Source organism: Fulvivirga sp. M361 (assembly GCF_007097395.1).
In the GTDB taxonomy this organism is placed as follows: Bacteria; Bacteroidota; Bacteroidia; order Cytophagales; family Cyclobacteriaceae; genus Fulvivirga.
The window spans coordinates 133,786-153,033 of the sequence record NZ_VKDC01000014.1 but is presented as its reverse complement, the minus strand read 5'-3'; the positions used below and the strand labels follow the sequence as shown (position 1 = coordinate 153,033).

Sequence of the window (19,248 nt, the reverse complement as noted above, 5' to 3'; positions counted from 1 at the left end):
TGAGAAAGTATACTGCCTGAAATACAAACTAACGAATACCTCATGGTTAAAAACTATATACTAATAGCATTTAGAAATATCTGGAAATATAAAACGATTTCCTTCATCAACATTTTTGGCTTGGCGGTGAGTATGTCTGTTTGCTTGCTATTGATCATGATCATTATGGATCAATTGGCCTATGATAACTTTCATACCAGGGGGGATAGAATACATCGTGTAATTACTTATCGTAATGCGCCTGGTGAGGATGAATGGAGGACCTGTACAGCTCCTTTGCCATTAGCGGAGCTATTGGAAAGCCATGAGAGCATAGAAAAAGTTACCCGCATCAAAAAAAGGTTCAAAGGATTGGCAAAAGCTAAATCTGTTGATATACCCTTTGAAGGACTTTATACAGACAATATTTTTTTTCAAATCTTTGATTTCCCATTGAAAAGTGGTGATGTGGAAGAAGTATTTACTACACCCAATAGTATAGTACTTACCACTCAATTGGCCCAAAAACTCTTTGGTGATGAAGAACCTTTAAACCAGACCCTGGAAGTGGCGGATATGGGGGTGTTTGTGGTCACAGCAGTGCTGGAGAAGCTACCCGGAAAAAGCCATATGGAGTTTGATGCCCTTGCTTCGCTGGATTTTGTTTATGCCTTGGAAAAGAACAGGGAGACCAAAATTTCCAGAGATAATTGGGGAGGTATCTACAGTAATTATATCTATTTCCTTTTGAAGCAGGGGGCAAGTGATGAGGACCTGGTGCCACTTCTTACCAGTGCCAAAAGTAATTATCCGGCCGGCTCAAAATATGACTACCAATTCCTGGTGCAGTCTTTAAAAGAGATCACTCCAGGGCCTTTGCTTAGTAATATGATTGGATTTAGCCTGCCCATATATGTAATTTACTTCCTGGCAGGCCTGGCGCTTATAGTTTTGATGTCAGCATGCTTTAACTATACTAACCTTACCCTGGCAAGAGCGGTAAACCGGGCGAGGGAGATAGGCGTAAGAAAAGTGGTAGGCGCTCGCAAATGGCAGATTACAACGCAGTTTGTAACAGAATCAGTGGTGATTTCTATCATAGCCTTCATTTTTGCTGACCTTGCAGCTCAATACTTGCTCCCCGTTTTAAACACTTACCTGGGTGGTTTGGGTGCTCCCTTTCGTATAGATGCTACACCAGGTATTTATTGGGCCTTTATTATTTTCAGCCTCCTTACAGGATGTTTAGCCGGATTTTTCCCCTCTTTTCTTCTGTCTAAAACAAATGTGCTTGTAGCGTTGAAAAAATCAATTGATGTTCATGGGCTGACCAGGGGAATGAATGCCAAGCGCTTTAGCCTCAGTAAAGTACTTGTAGTCATTCAGTTCGCCCTATCAGTATTTTTCATTATCACAGTTTTTACCCTCTATAAGCAGATGAATTATGTGATGAGGGAAGGCCATAGTTTCAACATTGAAAATATTGTAAAAATGACCATTCAGGGGATTGATTATGAACTTTTAAAGCAACGGTTATCTCAGTATAGTGACATTAGAAATATTACGGCCGTTTCGCATTTGCCGGCTTTAGGGTCAAACCTCACTATGGAGGTGCGTACAGAAGGGCGACAGGAAAAAATAGCCATGGATTATTTTGCTGTGGAGGAGGATTACTTTGCCACCATGAATATTCCACTGGTAGCCGGCAGGGATTTTCCGGAAAGTGCTACAGATACCTCCCGGGTGGAACAGCACATTATCCTTAATGAAACTGCTGTGCAAAAAATAGGATGGGAAAGTCCGCTAGAGGCTATTGGTAAGACCATATCCTACGAAAAAAACGATCTGGAGGTGATCGGTGTAGTAAGTGACCATCACTATTTACGTTTGAATCGGCCTTTAAGGAGTCTTGGATTTAGAAAAGCCCCGTCCCGTTTACGTTATATAGTGGTGGCTACCAGTGCGCATGCAAGTGCCTTGAAAACAATAGAAGCCGAGTGGCGACAACTCTCCAACCGTCCTTTTGACTATGTACTGTATGAACAGGACCTGCGTTCTTCTTATGGACAGTTCACAATACTTGTAGGTATTCTGGGCTATGTTTCTGTTATAGTGATATCTATTGCCTGTCTCGGACTGTTGGGGATAGTTATCTTTCACATACAGAATAAAAGCAAGGAAATAGGAGTTCGCAAAGTAATGGGAGCTTCTGGGAGAAGCATATTTTTAACGATAGGGAGGGGCTTCTTCATTCTTCTGGTGCTTGCATATGTTATTGGTGGTGTCCTTGCCTATTTTACCAATAATTTGTGGCTTTCCTATTATACCAGACGCATTGATTTTGGGTTTGGTATCATCACTCTTGGTTTTGGTTGTGTTCTGATCATTGGGTTCACAACTATATAAAGCGATACATCTAAATCCTATTGATTCTCTAAGGGACGAATAGGATCATCCAAACTCAAAATAGTAAAACAACATGATCAAAAATTATCTGAAAATTGCGATAAGAAACCTGTTGCGCCATCGGGCTTATTCCTTCATTAATATTTTTGGACTTACCATAGGTCTCACCAGTTCATCTTTGCTGATACTCTATCTTCAGAACGAACTTTCTTATGACACATTTCATGAGAAGTCAGATAGAATAGCGCGGGTTGTGGATATAGAACGAAACCCCGAAGAGGAAAAACACTATGGACGAACTTCTGCTTTAATGGGGCCACAGCTGGTCGAGGAGTTTTCGGAAGTAATCAATCAAACCAGTCTTAAACAACCTTTTGGACATATTGATATTTATTGGAAGGGAGAACGTTTTCATGAAAGGAACTGGGCCGTAGTAGATAGTTCCTTTTTCAAAGTTTTTGACTTTGACTTCATAGAAGGTGACCGGGCAACGGCACTGCACCAAAATAATTCCATTGTACTGACCGAGACGACCGCCAGAAAATACTTTGGTGATGAAGCTGCATTAGGTAAGATGATCGAATTTCTACGACTTGAACCTATGAAAGTGACCGGTATTATTGAAGATGTGCCCCTAAACTCTCAATTGCAATTTGATTTTTTGATCACTTATAATTCCTCGTTTTCAGAAATATCGTGGTGGGACAGGGTATATAACTCCTGGGAACGTCGTACAACTCTTACCTATGTAGAGTTGGTGAATGAATACAATATGTCTTCTATAAAGGAGAAAGTTCCTGGCTTTATTAAGAAGTATAGAGATGCTGACGACCAGTCTGATTCCTTTTATTTACAACCCCTGAAAGAGGTCTACCTAAATTCAGCAGGCATTGATTTTGACCCTATTGATCAGCATGGGAATTGGTTCACCATTTACCTCTTCTCGGCAATCGCTGCTTTTATACTGATGATCGCTGGAATTAATTACATTAACCTGGCCACGTCACGTTCTATGGAGCGTGCCCTGGAGATAGGTATACGAAAAGTAGTTGGAGCTGCTAAAAGCCAGTTGGTTTACCAGTTTTTGAGTGAGGCTGTTTTGATTTCATTGATGGCATTCCTGTTTTCTGTGGGACTCCTGGATGTGTTGCTTCCCGGTTTTAACGACCTGGCCGGTGTGACACTTACACTGGAGACATTTTCTTTTTCCGTTATTATTGGCTTGTTAGGACTGGCGTTATTCATTGGTTTGGTATCCGGCAGTTATCCTGCACTTTATTTGGCGCATCTGCGGCCTTCAGAAAGTTTAAAAGCAGGATCAGGAGCGGGTATTAAAGGGGCTGTACTACGTAAAATTCTGGTTATTGTACAGTTTACATTGTCTATTACCATGATTGTAGCTACACTGGTAGTCAGTATGCAAATGGATTTTATAAAAAATAAAGACCTTGGGTTTGATAAAGAAAGGATATTGGTCATAGACATCAATGATGGTAATGTCCGAAGAGATTTCGAAACGATGAAAATAGAATTCAGTAAGATCCCCGGAGTTAAGTCTGTGGCCTGTTCTTCAAGGGTACCCGGTGAGTGGAAAGGGATCACTGAACTATTCATCCGGCCGAGGTCTTCGGAAAGCATGGACTCTTTACAGTCCTTTTTTATGTGTCTTGATTCGGACATGCTGGACACCTATAGCCTAGAGTTACTGGCAGGCAGAAACTTCTCCGGTATCCTTTCAGAAGACTCTACAGCCCTTATTCTGAATGAGACAGCTGCTGCACAATTTGGTGGGATAGATGCTATCGGCAGAGAATTTTTTCTCGATAATGAGACGCAGCCGTTTAAAATTATCGGGATTGTCAAAGATTTTAACTTTCAATCTTTACATGCGGAGGTAGCACCACTTACCTTTGGTTTTTGGCATAATCCTATCAATGTTATAGACTACTTTTCTCTCAAAATTGAGCCGCGAACCGATTTGCCCCAAATGGTTGAATCAGCCAAAAAAGTGCACGAAAGTTTTGACAATTTTACCTCCATGGAATACCACTTTCTGGATGATCAACTGGACCTGTTCTACAAAACGGAAGAGCGAACCGGAAAGGTATTTCTTGCCGGCGCCGTACTCACTATTCTTATCGCTTGCCTCGGATTGTTTGGACTGGCTTCTTTTATGGTCCGGAAACGTGTTAAGGAAGTAAGTATACGAAAAGTATTAGGTGCTTCTGTTGGTCAACTCTTCTTGCTATTGTCACGCACCTTTATCGTACAAGTCATAATTTCTACACTGATCGCGATACCCGTTTCCTGGTGGACGATGGATGCCTGGCTGAGCAATTTTACTTTTAAGGTAAGCATACAGGTAGGTGTTTTTATTGTAGCCGGACTGTTGGCGCTGGTAGTAGCGCTCATTACCACCAGCTATCAATCTGTTAAGGCCACCTTGGTTAACCCGGCAGATACTCTTCGAAATGAATGATTACGGCAGGTTAATTTGATGATCGTAAGATAAAACGACTTCTGATATTCCCGGAGTTTGATGGTGGGATTTTGCTGCGATGCTTCACAGGATTTAGTACATTTGGATATGGTCTGTTCAATTAATGGAAACATCCTGGGTACAGATGATGCACATATTAGCATCAGTGATTTGGCGTTGCTAAGAGGTTACGGGGTATTTGATTTTTTTAGAGTAGAAGATAATGTGCCGCTCTTTATTGATGATCACATTGATCGGTTTTATTCTTCTGCAGAAGTTTTACGCCTCAAAATACCTTTCACAAAAGCAAAGCTTAAAGAACATATTCTGGAGATTGTTTTATTGAATCGACTAAAATTTTCCGGTGTGCGTTTGTTGCTTACCGGTGGAGAGGCAAAGGATGGATATACACCCGGAAAACCTAACCTGATCATCACCCAGGAATTAGTAAAACGGCCGGATGATTCAGTTTATAAGGCTGGGGTGAAACTTATTAAACATGAGTTTGAACGGGAACTTCCCCAGGTAAAGACTACGGGCTATCTCACCAGTATCTGGCTCCAAAATCAAATAGCAAAAGCCGGTGCAATGGATGTGATCTATTGTTCCAAAGGACTGGTAGCAGAGCTTTCAAGGAGCAGTATATTTGTAGTCCGTGCAGATGGAGTGGTAGTGACACCTGGAAACAATGTGCTGGCCGGAGTAACAAGAAAAAATGTACTCGAAATTGCTAAAAACCAATATGATATACAACTAGCTGATGTTACGTTAGAGGATTTGGATAAGGCTCGTGAAGTATTTATTACAAGTACCATTAAGAGGATAGTACCCGTAGTACAAGTAGAAGATAAAACCTATGGAGAAGGTATACCTGGCAGAATTACAAAAGCCTTATCTGATAAACTGATAGACTTTGAGACCGAATACATTGATAAACACAGGTTAATGGTTTAATAGCCCTGCTCTACTTGGCAATAGGGATAGTTCGGAGCTTATTCATTTCTAAGTGCATCTACCGGATTTGCTGCTGCCGCCTTCATAGTCTGTAATATTACGGTTAACAATGCCACAGCCATCACAATTGTTCCTGGTATGGCAAAATTATACCAATTCAAATCGACTTGATAAGCAAACCCTTGTAGCCATTCGGAAATGATATAATTGGCAATGGGTATTGCTATGATGAGCGCTATTACTATCAACTTCATATATCCCTTTGAAAACAGGCCAATGATATTGAAAGAAGAACCTCCCAGGGCCTTTCTAACTCCAATTTCCTTTGTTTTCTGTCCTGCAGTGAAAGATGCCAGGCCAATAAGTCCTAGTAATGAAATAAAGATGCATATGTACGAGAGCATTCGAATGAGGCGATGTTGTGTTTCATCCGCCTGGTACTGTTCGTTGAAGTCGGCATCGAGAAATGAAAATTCATACGCGTGATTAGGATCAAACTGTTTCCATTGGGATTCAATAAAGGACATGGTTTCCTGTAGATCTTCAGACTTTACTCTTAGATGCAGGTGCCCTCCCGGTGTATCTGCCAGGCCTATCACCAATGGTTCAATTTTGTTATGCAAAGAGTTGAAATTGAAGTCTTTTACCACTCCTATAACCTCACCTTCAGTTTCACCGTGGTAGAATTTTATTTTTTTTCCCAATGCATCGTCTTCCCACCCCATCATCTTTGTGGCCGCTTCATTTACAAGTACACGTAACTCCTTATCTGCCTGGGAGTCTTTATAAAAATCACGCCCGCTGATAAGTTGAATTTCCATAGTATTCAAGTAATCCTCTCCCACAAAGATGGTGTTAAACTCCTGCTGGGTCATGTCACCTTGATGAGTTTCTACACGAAAAACCGAACCGCCCGTATACAAACCTGGAACACCATATGCCAAGGTGGCTGCGGTTATTTTGGGGTTTTGTAAAAAGGTTTGTTTGATGACAGGTAGCTGATTCCTGACCAGTGTATCCTGGATAGCAAGCAGGACGATATTATCTTTATTGAATCCAAGCTCTTTATTTCTTAAAAAATCGATCTGATCTCCCATAATGGAAGTGCAAACAATAACGAAAATGGAAATGACGAATTGCACCACTATTAACGCTTTGCGCAATAAAATGCCTGAAGTATTTGATTTGAATGCTCCTTTCAACGCACTTACCACCGGGATAGAAGGGAGGTATAACGCCGGATAGATACCCGATAACAGGGTAATGAGTATTGTGAGTAGTATGGCCCCTGGAAGCAGAATAGTGTTTTCTAAGAAATCCAACTGAAGATCTTTATTGATCCAATCATTGAATGGGGTAAGGTAGATGATGCATACACATAGTAAAATAGCCAGGAGCAAAGCCAATACAGTTAAGACAAGTGCTTCTGTGAGAATGGATGCAAAAAGCTTACGCTTATCAAACCCCAATACTTTTCGTACACCCATTTCACTGGCACGGTTGGTGGCTCTTGCAGTGGCTATGTTTACGTAATTGATACATGCCAGCAAAATGATAAAGAGCCCAATAGAAGCGAAGGTATAGGTATAGTTAATGTTTCCCTGAGGTTCGTCCCTCCCTTTCTTGGATTGAAAATGAATGTCTGACAAAGCCTGTAATTCGAAAGTGGCTTTGCCATTGATCTGAGCTGCAAAACCGCTAAAGTATTTTTCAAAAATACGTGGGAAATTTTGGTCAAAGTCTTTTGGGTTGTATCCTTTATTAAAAACAAGGTAGGTATACGAATCAGGGTTCCAAAAACCCTCAGACCACCTTATCTCATCTCCTCCTTCAACCCATTCACGTATCAATGGAAGGCCTGAAAGCAGAACATCATAATTAAGGTGCGTGTTTTGAGGGAGTTCTTTGATCACACCTGTTACCTCATAAGTATTTCTGTCATCAAATTCTATCAGCTTACCTATCCCATCTTCATCGCCGAATAACTGCTTTTCTATTTTTTCAGTGATCACCATCTTGTCAAGGCCTGTAAGGGCGGTATGAGGGTCACCTTTTATGAACTCATGTGTAAACACTGAAAATATAGATGAGTCCGTACGAAAAGCCTTATCTACGTATATTTGAATAGGCTCCATTCCATCTCGTTTATATGTCAATGCAGGGTTGTAGAAATCTTCAAAACGTACGAACGATTGAATTTCCGGGTACTCCTCCAGCAACAGCGGACCTAGTTCTAAAGCAGTCCTCGCGGTGTTAAAGTCAGCTCCGGTAGCCTGTAAATGATTTGTGAGCCGATAGATATTTCTGTGATTCTTATGGTGAAGATCATAAGTAAGGTCGTGTTGTAAATAAAGTAAAACGAGTACCCCACAACATATGCCTAAAGCCAGGCCGAGGATATTAAGAAGAGAATAAAACTTGTCCTTAAGGAATAACCTAACGGCAAAAACGAGATGATTTTTAAACATATTCATGTAATAATGATTTGCCTAATTTACGGTTATGTCATGTGGTATGTTGAATTTATGCAGTAACCCGGGTCTATGGTGCAGTGACCGGTTATATTAGCCGCCTGTACTTAGATATTTGGTAAATGGAGCACTGTAGTTACGGGAAACTTTTAATTGTACTTCATTATTAAGTATCAGATCGTATTCACTGTTAGGCTTTGGGGTAGCGCGTTTGACGCATTTCAAATTAACGATAGAGGATTTGTGGATTCGCAGGAATAGGTGAGAAGGTAGTTTTTCCTCCATGCGTTTCATACTTTCTCTCGCCAGATAAAAACGACCTTTCGTATGGATCTTGACGTAGTAATCATATGCCTCTATCCATAGTATCTCTGCATGTGGAAGTAGATGTATCTTTCCGTCAGATTTTACTATTAATTGATCATTCCTATCCAATACAGTGGATCCGCTGGTGTCTACAGTCTTAAGAAGGTGCTTGAAGTCAGATAGCCGTTTTTGAGCAATTCTTTTCTTTGCCAGATCCAGCGCTTCGAAGAAACGGCTGTCGCTGAAAGGTTTGAGGAGATAATCCAGTGCATGTACTTCAAAAGCTTTCAAGGCAAATTGGTCATACGCGGTGACAAAAATGACAGCCTCAGGCATTTTTTTAATACTGTTAAGCACTTCAAAGCCATTAATATCGGGCATTTGAATATCTAACAGCAATAGCTGAGGTTCAAAGGTATTGATCTGTTCTATGGCCGAAACGCCATCGCCACATATGGCAGCAATTTTGATGGCAGAGTCTTGTTGTAAAAGAAGTGACACCCCTTCCCTGGCTTCTTTTTCATCATCTACTACTACTGCATTTATTTTCATAACTCAGCGGGTAGTGATATGTCAACGGATACGCCGTCATTTTTTTCTCTTATTTGAAAAGTGAAAGCTGTGCCGTATAGCTCTCTCAGCCGATTTACTGTATTGGACAGTCCTATACCTTCAGCCTGATCAGGACTCCATCCAAAATCGTATGACCCATTGTTAAACACCCGGAACATAATTTTTTGGTCATCCTTTTTTCCGGTTATTTTTACTTTTGCTTTAATCTCATTTGTTCTCATACCGTGTTTATAGGCGTTTTCTACCACCGGTTGAAGAAGTAGCCGAGGTACTTTGTATTTCAAGATTTCCTTATTAATGTCTAATTCTGTTTCTACACGATCACCGAAGCGGATAGATTCAATAGAAATGTATTTCTTTAAGAGAGTAACTTCATCTGAAATAGTAATCAGTAACTCCTGATTTTTTGACAACACTGCCCTTAGCATTTCCCCTAAAGATGCTAACATGTCCACGGCTTTTGTGCCTTGTTCTTTGCGTATCATCATAGAGACCGTATTCAATGCATTGAATAAAAAATGAGGATTTAGCTGAGTAGATAAGGTTTGAACATGTGCAGAAGAAAGTGATTGAGTGAGTTCGTTGTTTTTCCTCACCTCAGCATCGTATAACTTATAAAAATAAAGCGCATACAGCAATATAAGGTACACTGTGTACCAAATAGACCCATGAACAATTAGGTGCCATTCTGTTTGCCAATGTACGATAAGGCTATGAAAGGTGAAATGTTCGGGTAGGTTGAGTAACCGTTCAAGCAGTAGGATAATTGTACCTGTTAGTAAAAAATGTAACATACCAAAAAGCAAAGCCATCAAACTGTGAAAAGTAATGGAGTACCTGAGGCTACTATGAATAGAAGAAATAAACAAGTAAGGAATGGACCAGCTCAGGCTCCACAAAACAATATAGTAGGCTACCGGGTCATAAATCAATTGATTATAACTATACCCGTCATGAGCAATGAAGTAATAGCCAATGGTCACTAAAATAATGGAAGCCCAACACAGCGTTTGAACAAATTGATAGTCTCTGCTTTTGATAAAGGTTCTGAGAACGGTCATAGTAGCTGACAAATTTAATAATTCCAACTACTGTATTCATGGAATGATCAGATGATCAGGATTACATTGCAGACAGTTTCAATAAACTGTTGATACGATCAAATTATAAATGGAGAGGTCCTTCTAAAGAATAAACCCCCTGTAATGGAAAATGGTCTGACCAGGTGATATTTCTATTTGTACGAAAGCTCATAAGATTAATTCCACTCCCATAAAATTGATGATCGATCCTTATAGGTAAAATATCAGAATTAAAGGTAAATCCGAAGCCTTCCCCTTTTTCTTCAAAAGCATTTTGATAGAAGCTGCGCATTTCAAAATAATTGTATGAATAAGGTATTTCATTAAAATCACCGCATATGATCACAGGGTAAGGTGAGGCATTGGCGTGAGTGATCAGGTCGTCTATTTGCTTACTTCTTTTCCGTGCGCCACGTCCCAGCTTCTTGGTAAGCAGGAAAGCTTTTCTACCCAGGCTTCGCATTTCGCTGTAATCGGAAAGATCTATGTGCATTGAACGTAGATGCACATTATAGATCCTTACAGTATCAGCGTTAATGTTGATATCAGCATAAATGCATTTGTTAACATTTGTACTATCACGATCATCAATTACACCTGCGTACAATATAGGGTGGCGACTAAATATGGCCAAGCCGGGACGGTTGATCAAATTAAGCTCATAGTTGAAATGATGATATCCCTTTTCCTGCATTTTGCTAATTATACTGATCCGCTGATAACCTGGGTTGTAACTAAATTCCTGGATACACTTTATATCTGAACTTTCGTCCATAAACCAGTCAATCATTTCACTTGAAAACTCTTCATATGAACCTGGCTTTCGAAATAATTTGGCGTTCAGACTCAGTACTTTGAAGCTTTCCTTAACCTCTGGCTGGCTCGTATTGCCAATGCGGTACGACATTAAAATGAAAGGAGATAAAAAGATAAGCGCAATGATGTGATACCAAAATAATTTCTTTTTTAAAAGGACATAAAGCGCAAGAAAAATTAGATTCAAGGCGATAACCAAAGGAATGATATATCCTAATACAGAAGCAGGCCAAAATAGCTCAGGAGGAACTTTGACTCCTACATAACAAAAAATACTGACCATAAGAATGGTCACTGAAATAGCTTTTTTTTTAGGGAACCTCCGGATCAAATCAGATAAACTTTAAGCGCGGACAGCCTTTTTTAAGGCCATGGTATAGCCAAGATGTAAGCCTTCATGCACATTGTTAAAAATTATGGCATCTTCCACTGATTGAAGAATAACGCCAAAACTGGTTTGATATTCTTTGAAAGAATCAAAGGCGCCTGATTCGTAATCGTCTTCTGTAAGGTCAACAAATTGTGTTATGCTGTTTTTTATGTAGTCAACATCCGCCTGGCCGACAGGTGTTTTTGGGTCAGGAGCCGACCCTTTTTGATAGCGTTGCACGAAACTTGGGTCTACATGTCCTGGTAAACCTGACAGTTTATAGATTAAGTTGTTATAGGTAGAAACGATATGCCCCAGGTTCCATATCATGTTATTGTTAAACCCCTGAGGTATTTTATTGAGTTCCTCCAGGCTAAGGTTATCGCTTGCCTTTAACAAATTTGCTCGAATGGTCCTTAAGTATTTAAAGTGCTGCGTCATCTGAACTATCTTAAATAAAATGAGTAATACCCTTCACGGCCCTTGCTGTTCACCCCTTCTATAATCACCCTACCGCGTATTCTTTCCAGGATTTCCACTAATTTTTGAGGGTCTTTGATCGCATTTCTATTAATATCGGTTATTACAAAGTCTTCATTGATCCCAATCCTTTTTATCAGGCCGTTTTCAATGTTGAACACACGCACGCCATAGTCAATTTTAAGAATGTCCCGTTCTACCTTTGGTACGATTTCGAATTTAGCGCCAAGAGATTCTGATGTAAAGATCTCACGCTTTAAAATACCTGTTGTACCTTCCCGGTTGGTAAGTACTATTTGAGAGGTATAATTCTTGCCATTCCTTTGATAAGAGACACTTATTTTATCCCCTGGTGAATGGTAACTCAATTCTTCTTCAAATTGACTGCGACTGTTGATCAACTCATTTTCTATGCTCACTATGATATCACCTTCTTCCATTCCGGCTTTAGCGGCTGCTCCATCTGTCTGAACGTAGGAAAGTAATACACCACGTATATTATCACTATCAAGTTTCAGGTCTAACCTTTCTGCAATAGAAGCATTATAGTCAGAAACTTCTCCACCAAAAAACGCTTTTTGAACCTCGCCATATTCAATTAGATCGCCTACTATTTTTTTAACGATATCTACAGGTACAGCGAAACCATAGCCGGCATAAGAGCCTGTTTTGGATAATATGGCTGTATTAATACCTACTAGCTCACCTTTTCTATTTACAAGCGCTCCACCACTATTGCCTGGATTAATAGCGGCATCGGTTTGAATAAATGATTCAATGGGAAATTTACCCTGAAGGATATTGATTTCCCGACCTTTGGCACTTACAATTCCAGCCGTCACTGTAGAAGTAAGGTTGAACGGGTTACCTACCGCAATGACCCATTCACCAATGGAGAGATTTTTACTACTTCCGATCGGAATGGAAGGGAGACCATCAACTTCAATTTTCAGAACAGCCAGGTCTGTAGAAGGGTCAGTGCCTATGAGCGTGGCTTCGTAGGTTTGCCGATTATAATCTACTTCTATACGTTCGGCGTCCTGCACCACATGATTATTGGTAACAATATAGCCGTCTTTGGAGAAAATAACCCCCGACCCTGTACTTACCTGGGTCTGACCTCCGGGATTTACATCAAAGAACCAGTCCAGATAACTTCTTCGATAATAACGCTCGGAAATATTTTTGATAAATACCACACTTTTGGTACTCACTTCGGATGCATTGACAAAATCTACTTCAAGAAGGTCATTGGCCTTAGATGCTCGACCTGGTAGATTACTTGAATAGTCAACTGAAGTATGATCGGATGGTTTGTAGTTGTTTTTGACTAATAGTGTAGAATCATTGTTTGATACTTCTTTCGAAGGTTTATCGCTTAACTTTTGAAAAGTGTAAGAACCGGCCAGCCCGGATAGAAAACCAATGACTATAACTTGAATCGTCCTTCTCATATATCTGCCTCTTTGTTTATTTTCAAAATTATACAACGATGATTACAAAAAGGAGTTTCTTAATTCCTGAATTCCGCTCAATGATTTTATATTTTTGTTCTTATGGGATTTCGATCAGTACTAGGTAAGCCGTTTGCTTCCTACATAGCCAATGATACCAGAAAATGGTCCTTGCAGTCCGTAAAATATCAACAACTTACATTTCAGCATCTGGTTAAAAAAGCGCGTAATACGGTTTTTGGCAGAGAGCATAATTTTTCTTCAATACAAAATTACGATGATTTTAAAAGAAATGTACCTATTCGTGATTATGAAGGTCTTAAACCATGGATAAAACAACTTCTTGAAGGAAAAGCTGATGTCTTATGGCCGGGCATACCGGCGTATTTTTCCAAGACTTCAGGGACTACCTCCGGTATTAAATACATTCCTGTTACCAAAGAATCAATACCTAATCATATCAACAGTGCTCGTAATGCCCTGCTTAGCTACATCCACGAAACAGGAAATGCCAAATTTCTGGACGGTAAACTCATATTTCTGTCCGGAAGCCCGGAACTTACCGATACAGCGGGTATTAAAACCGGCCGTCTTTCCGGTATTGTTAATCATCATGTTCCGAGATACCTGAGAGGCAATCAAATGCCCAGCTATGTCACAAACTGTATAGACGACTGGGAGGAGAAACTTGAGAAGGTCATAGATGAAACACTGCCACAGGATATGACGCTTATTTCCGGTATCCCACCTTGGGTACAAATGTATTTTGACCACATTACCGAGCGGGTGAATAAAAAAATAATGGATGTTTTTCCGAATTTTTCATTATTCGTATATGGCGGAGTGAATTTTGAACCCTACCGGGCCAGGCTCTATGAATCAATTGGTAAAAAAATAGATGCTATAGAAACTTATCCGGCTTCAGAAGGATTCATTGCCTACCAGGATACACAGACTGAGGAGGGTTTGTTAATGCTGTTGAATTCCGGCATATTTTTCGAATTCATACCGGTTAGTGAATATTTCGAAGAGAATCCGGTCCGATTGACTATTGAAGAAGTGGAATTGGATATTAATTATGCTTTGATCATCAATAGCAATGCTGGTTTATGGGGATATTCTATTGGAGATACTGTCAAATTCGTTTCGAAAGACCCCTATCGTTTATTGGTTACAGGGAGGATAAAGCACTTCATATCGGCGTTTGGTGAACATGTAATAGGAGAAGAGGTGGAGAGAGCTATGAAGTATGCTTCTGACAAACATTCAGAAGTAGAGCTTACTGAATTTTCTGTGGCCCCAAATGTGACCCCGCGAGACGGACTTCCGTTGCATGAATGGTATGTGGAATTTGCACAGCCTCCCAATGATTTGAAGGCATTTGAAAAAGAGTTAGATTTGCAGCTCAGACGATTAAATGTCTATTACGATGATCTTATATCAGGCAGCGTATTGAGATGTCTTAAAGTTGTCCCGCTCAGAAGAAATGCATTTGTTGAATATATGAAATCACAGGGGAAGCTCGGTGGACAAAATAAGGTCCCGCGCCTGGCGAATGACAGGAGGATAGCCGAAAAACTATTAAGGTTTGTGATATGATTAACTTGAAGGTATTGATTACCTTTTTAGCTGTGTGTTCCATCACTAGCAGTACTTTTTGTCAGTATAAAAACTTTAATACTGAAGCGGCAATTTGGCATGATGGGGAGGTACAACTTTCGAATGGAGATATGCGGTATGGTCAATTGAATTATAATTTCATAATGAATATAGTTACTTTGAAAAATGATTCCTTAGAAACATATAATCCTGAAGAAGTACAATATTTTAAATTTAAAGATACATTAGGTGCTACTCTGGCCACTTTTTATTCTTTACCCTATGATATACACGGGACAGGACGTCAAGGTGCGGTTTTTTTAAGGTACTTTTTGAAAAGGGGTCAGTTGTAATTTTATCGTTGCACTATATGAAAACCGAAACTAGAAATACTTTAGTGCCATCGTTAAAAAAAGCTAATATGCATCCGACGAATAGTAGTATTTTGAATGAAGACTTGTTTTGGAATGAGAACTTGGTTGAAAAGGTTTATGAGAAAATTTATATAGCTAATCCGGGCCATGGAATTATTCTCTACATGGAAGGAAAAAAATCAGTTTCCAGAGAATACTTTTACTCGACCAGGTATCAGGGAGCTACTGAACAGACATATTATAAATACAACGACAAAGATAAATTCAAGGAGAGTCAAACAGAAAAAGAACGTAAGCGTTATAAAGTTTTGAATAAAAAAGCTATTTCAATGCTAACAGGATCTAACTATTACGACATTAAGAGCTACATCTCGGAATATGCAATTAAGACCAATACGATTGAAGGGCTTATTCAGGTCATGGACTACTATGAAAAACTAAAAAGTGTAGAAGATTGACGTTAAAAAAAAGAATAGCAATTCTGGGATCTACCGGTTCCATTGGTACACAAGCGCTGGAAGTAATCCATGCACATTCAGATCATTTTGAAGTAGAGGTACTAACAGCGGGCAATAATGCTGATCTGCTCATCCAGCAAGCCATTGCATGTAAGCCTAATGTAGTTGTGATTGGTAATGAAAGTCTCTACGATCAGGTATTCAATGCACTGGATCCTCATGGTATTAAAGTTTACAGTGGTGAAGAAGCCATAGCTTCTGTGGTAGAAATGGATACCATTGATCTGGTCTTAACGGCGCTTGTCGGTTACAGTGGATTAAAACCAACGATCCGGGCGATAGAAAGTGGAAAGAACATTGCCCTGGCGAATAAAGAGACATTGGTGGTAGCGGGGGAATTAATTACTCAACTCGCCGGAGAAAAGAACGTGAATATCCTCCCGGTAGATTCTGAACATTCTGCTATATATCAATGCATAGTAGGGGAGTTTCAAAATCCACTGGAGAAAATAATTCTAACGGCTTCAGGCGGCCCTTTTCGTGGCAAGTTGAGAAAAGACCTGGAAAAAGTAACGAAAGCTCAAGCTCTGAAACACCCGAACTGGGACATGGGAGCTAAAATCACCATTGACTCCGCCTCATTGATGAATAAGGGGCTGGAAGTGATAGAAGCAAAATGGCTGTTCGGGTTAAGTGAGAAACAGATTGATGTTGTTGTTCACCCACAGTCCATCATTCATTCTATGGTACAGTTTGAAGACGGGGCCATTAAAGCCCAGATGGGGCTCCCGGATATGAAACTGCCCATCCAGTATGCTATGACCTATCCATACCGGTTTAAGTCAGATTTTGAAAGATTCGACTTCATGGCCTATCCGTCATTAACATTTGAACCGCCAGATACCAAAACTTTTCGTAACCTTGCACTTTCGTTTGAAGCACTTAGAAAGGCGGGTAACGTGCCATGTATATTAAATGCTGCCAATGAGATAGCCGTAGCGGCATTTCTGAAGGACAAATTAGGGTTTCTTGAAATGTCTGATTTAGTGGAACAATGCATGGCAAAAATTGATTTTATAAAAGAACCTTCTTACGAAGACTACGTGAATACAAATAAAGAGACAAGGATAAAAGCATTAGAATTAATAAAATAAATGGAAGGACTAGTTATGACGGCTCAGATCATACTGAGCTTATCAATTTTAGTGGGACTGCATGAAGGGGGGCACCTATTAGCTGCCAAGGCCTTCGGAATGCGTGTGGAGCAATTTAGCATTGGATTCCCACCCAAACTATTCAGTTTTAAGTGGGGAGAAACAGAGTACGCTTTGAGCGCCATTCCTTTAGGAGGGTTTGTGAAGATCTCTGGAATGATTGATGAATCACTGGATACGGAAGCCATGAAAGAGCCACCAAAAGAATATGAATTCCGGGCTAAGCCAGCATGGCAGCGTCTTATTGTGATGCTTGGAGGTATCATTGTTAATGTGATCACAGGCGTAATTATCTTCATTTCCCTGACCTACATTTTTGGAGACACTTATATTTCAAAAGATGCCGTTAATGCTAAAGGTGGTATTGTAGCCTATGAACTGGCGGAGGAAATTGGTTTAAAAACCGGTGATAAGATAGTGAAGATCAACGGGCAGGAATTTGATGATTTTCAGGATCTGATTGATGGGAAGGTGTTTCTGGCGGATGACGCATACTACACAGTAGAGCGGGATGGTAAGCTGGTGGATGTCCAGATACCAGGGAACTTCATAGAGAACCTGAATGACGAAGATGCTATGGCCAGGTTTATATTTCCTCGTTTTGCATCAGTAGTTGGTAAGGTAGGAGAAAATACATTGGCAGAAAGAGTTGGTATTACCGAAGGTGACCGGATCCTGGAGATATCGGGTACAAAAGTGGCCTTCCAGGATGAAGTTATTAAAAAACTCAAGGGATATGACCAGGACTCTATTCATCTGAAAGTTCAGCGAGGTGATGAAATACTAACATTCAATGAGTATTTTAAAAATGATACTATAATAGGTTACATTCCGGCACTGGACTTTGATGAAAGTACGATTAACTATGATCTGGGTCAATCTATTACCATAGGAACACAAAGAGCATTTGGTATTGTCTTTCTTCAAATTAAGGCATTTGGTAAGATGTTCAGTGGAGAATTATCGGTAACAAAATCACTTTCAGGGCCTATAGGTATTGCCAAGGCCTACGGAGGGACCTGGGATTGGCAGCGCTTTTGGAGAATGACCGGATTACTTTCTATGGTATTAGCATTTATGAATTTACTGCCTATACCTGCGCTGGATGGCGGCCATGTGATGTTTTTATCTTATGAGATCATTTCAGGTAAAAAACCTTCTGACGGTTTCCTGGAATCTGCTCAAAAAGTAGGTATGGTGTTTTTACTCCTGCTGATGGTGTTCATCATCTTCAATGATATATTCAAAATAGAGTTCATAAAGGACCTTTTCGGATTAAACTAAGTAACGAATCCGGGGAGATCAGTCCTTCCCGGATTTTTTGTTTATCGCAGTGGCCAGCACTGATATCTGGAACTCCAGTCGTTTCATTTCGCGCAGTATCACATTCTTATCTACCTGTAACCAATGCCATAACTTTATGATTTGGTTAGCGCCCAAACTGGCAAAACCAATAGCCATCCAGCGTAACATGGTTTTGATATCATCGGATTGAAAGAATATAACAGTAGCATATACAAACGCTACAAAGAATAGTACGCCAAAAATGGTTACAATTACTGAAATCCATTTATTGCGGCCTTTGTATACCATAAAAGTACTTTCTATTAACGATTGCTCCCCAAGCTGGTCGTAGAACGCTGCTTCTTCTTCACTCAAAGCGTCGTGAATAATTTGATCGATTTCTTCATTTGATGTTTTCATAGTTCACCTCCTTATATTTTTTCTTTAAATGTTCTCTGGCGTAAAATATTCTTGACTTAACTGTACCCGGAGGAATATTTAGAATGGTTGAAATCTCGTGTATTTTGTGTCCTTCCAGGTAAAAAAGAGAGAGAATTAAACGCTCTTTTTCTGGTAATTTCTTAAGTAATTGCCTTACTATCTTAACCGGTGTTGAATTTTCGTCATTGTCCTGAGGCTCTTCAGCCAAACCTTTTATGGAGTCGCGTTCTTTTTTGTTTTTCCTTAGCCAATCCATGGCATTGTTATGCAAAATTCGATACGCCCAGGAATCGAATTTTTCAGGGTCTTTGAGAGAGTTTAGCCGTTTGAGAATGGTTGTCCAACTGTCTTGGGTAATGTCAGCTGCAATAGATTGGTCCTTGAGTAGCTTGAAGGCAAATCCAAGAAATTTTCTGTGCCATCGCTTTACAAGTAACTCAAATGCTTGCCGGTCTCCTTCCTGGCATCTTAAAATTAGTAGCGTGCTAAAAGTTCTATCTGTCCCCAT

The 19,248-nt window shown here is 40.0% G+C and carries 16 protein-coding genes; 8 read left to right on the top strand and 8 right to left on the bottom strand.

The annotated features are described in order from the left end of the window. Positions 1 to 42 precede the first annotated feature (42 nt). The 3 genes from FNH22_RS16645 to FNH22_RS16635 all read left to right on the top strand — a co-directional run bounded on the left by FNH22_RS16645 (position 43) and on the right by FNH22_RS16635 (position 5,818). Positions 43 to 2,385, top strand: coding sequence for an ABC transporter permease (locus tag FNH22_RS16645; protein WP_143399543.1), 2,343 nt, complete (start codon positions 43 to 45; stop codon positions 2,383 to 2,385). Positions 2,386 to 2,458: 73 nt separating this feature from the next. Further along, complete coding sequence (locus FNH22_RS16640; RefSeq protein WP_143399542.1) at positions 2,459 to 4,864, top strand: ABC transporter permease; 2,406 nt, start codon at positions 2,459 to 2,461, stop codon at positions 4,862 to 4,864. 108 nt (positions 4,865 to 4,972) lie between these two features. Further along, on the top strand, positions 4,973 to 5,818 hold the full coding sequence (locus FNH22_RS16635; RefSeq protein WP_185154263.1) for an aminotransferase class IV: 846 nt from the start codon (positions 4,973 to 4,975) through the stop codon (positions 5,816 to 5,818). A gap of 38 nt (positions 5,819 to 5,856) precedes the next feature. Here the strand turns inward: FNH22_RS16635 and FNH22_RS16630 are convergent, their stop codons facing one another. From FNH22_RS16630 to FNH22_RS16605, 6 genes are all read right to left on the bottom strand, one after another. After that, positions 5,857 to 8,292: an ABC transporter permease gene (locus tag FNH22_RS16630; RefSeq protein ID WP_143399539.1), complete on the bottom strand. Its 2,436-nt coding sequence runs from the start codon at positions 8,290 to 8,292 to the stop codon at positions 5,857 to 5,859. 90 nt (positions 8,293 to 8,382) lie between these two features. Further along, entirely contained in the window at positions 8,383 to 9,147 is a 765-nt protein-coding gene (locus tag FNH22_RS16625) for a LytTR family DNA-binding domain-containing protein (RefSeq protein WP_143399538.1), read from the bottom strand. Beyond that, a complete protein-coding gene (locus tag FNH22_RS16620) occupies positions 9,144 to 10,229 on the bottom strand; it encodes a sensor histidine kinase (RefSeq protein ID WP_143399537.1) in 1,086 nt (361 codons plus the stop codon). Before FNH22_RS16620 ends, FNH22_RS16625 begins: the two co-directional genes overlap by 4 nt. A gap of 103 nt (positions 10,230 to 10,332) precedes the next feature. Further along, positions 10,333 to 11,397, bottom strand: coding sequence for an endonuclease/exonuclease/phosphatase family protein (locus tag FNH22_RS16615; protein ID WP_143399536.1), 1,065 nt, complete (start codon positions 11,395 to 11,397; stop codon positions 10,333 to 10,335). Between the two features lie 12 nt (positions 11,398 to 11,409). Beyond that, positions 11,410 to 11,877 (bottom strand): DinB family protein, encoded by a 468-nt coding sequence (locus tag FNH22_RS16610; RefSeq protein ID WP_143399535.1) that lies wholly within the window; start codon positions 11,875 to 11,877, stop codon positions 11,410 to 11,412. A gap of 5 nt (positions 11,878 to 11,882) precedes the next feature. Beyond that, positions 11,883 to 13,370: a S1C family serine protease gene (locus tag FNH22_RS16605; RefSeq protein ID WP_143399534.1), complete on the bottom strand. Its 1,488-nt coding sequence runs from the start codon at positions 13,368 to 13,370 to the stop codon at positions 11,883 to 11,885. Between the two features lie 102 nt (positions 13,371 to 13,472). Here FNH22_RS16605 and FNH22_RS16600 point away from each other — a divergent pair, with 102 nt between their 5' ends. Genes FNH22_RS16600 through rseP form a run of 5 tightly spaced genes read left to right on the top strand, consistent with a single transcriptional unit; the run spans position 13,473 to position 18,299 of the window. Further along, on the top strand, positions 13,473 to 14,969 hold the full coding sequence (locus tag FNH22_RS16600; RefSeq protein ID WP_143399533.1) for a GH3 auxin-responsive promoter family protein: 1,497 nt from the start codon (positions 13,473 to 13,475) through the stop codon (positions 14,967 to 14,969). Positions 14,970 to 14,983: 14 nt separating this feature from the next. Then, a complete protein-coding gene (locus tag FNH22_RS16595) occupies positions 14,984 to 15,322 on the top strand; it encodes a hypothetical protein (protein WP_185154262.1) in 339 nt (112 codons plus the stop codon). 17 nt (positions 15,323 to 15,339) lie between these two features. After that, positions 15,340 to 15,801 (top strand): hypothetical protein, encoded by a 462-nt coding sequence (locus FNH22_RS16590; RefSeq protein WP_143399531.1) that lies wholly within the window; start codon positions 15,340 to 15,342, stop codon positions 15,799 to 15,801. Next, a complete protein-coding gene (locus FNH22_RS16585; protein ID WP_143399530.1) occupies positions 15,798 to 16,955 on the top strand; it encodes a 1-deoxy-D-xylulose-5-phosphate reductoisomerase in 1,158 nt (385 codons plus the stop codon). Before FNH22_RS16590 ends, FNH22_RS16585 begins: the two co-directional genes overlap by 4 nt. After that, a complete protein-coding gene (rseP, locus tag FNH22_RS16580; protein WP_143399529.1) occupies positions 16,956 to 18,299 on the top strand; it encodes an RIP metalloprotease RseP in 1,344 nt (447 codons plus the stop codon). Positions 18,300 to 18,317: 18 nt separating this feature from the next. Here the strand turns inward: rseP and FNH22_RS16575 are convergent, their stop codons facing one another. Both FNH22_RS16575 and FNH22_RS16570 read right to left on the bottom strand, forming a co-directional pair. Further along, entirely contained in the window at positions 18,318 to 18,719 is a 402-nt protein-coding gene (locus FNH22_RS16575) for a DUF6768 family protein (RefSeq protein WP_143399528.1), read from the bottom strand. After that, a complete protein-coding gene (locus FNH22_RS16570; protein ID WP_143399527.1) occupies positions 18,703 to 19,248 on the bottom strand; it encodes an RNA polymerase sigma factor in 546 nt (181 codons plus the stop codon). Before FNH22_RS16570 ends, FNH22_RS16575 begins: the two co-directional genes overlap by 17 nt.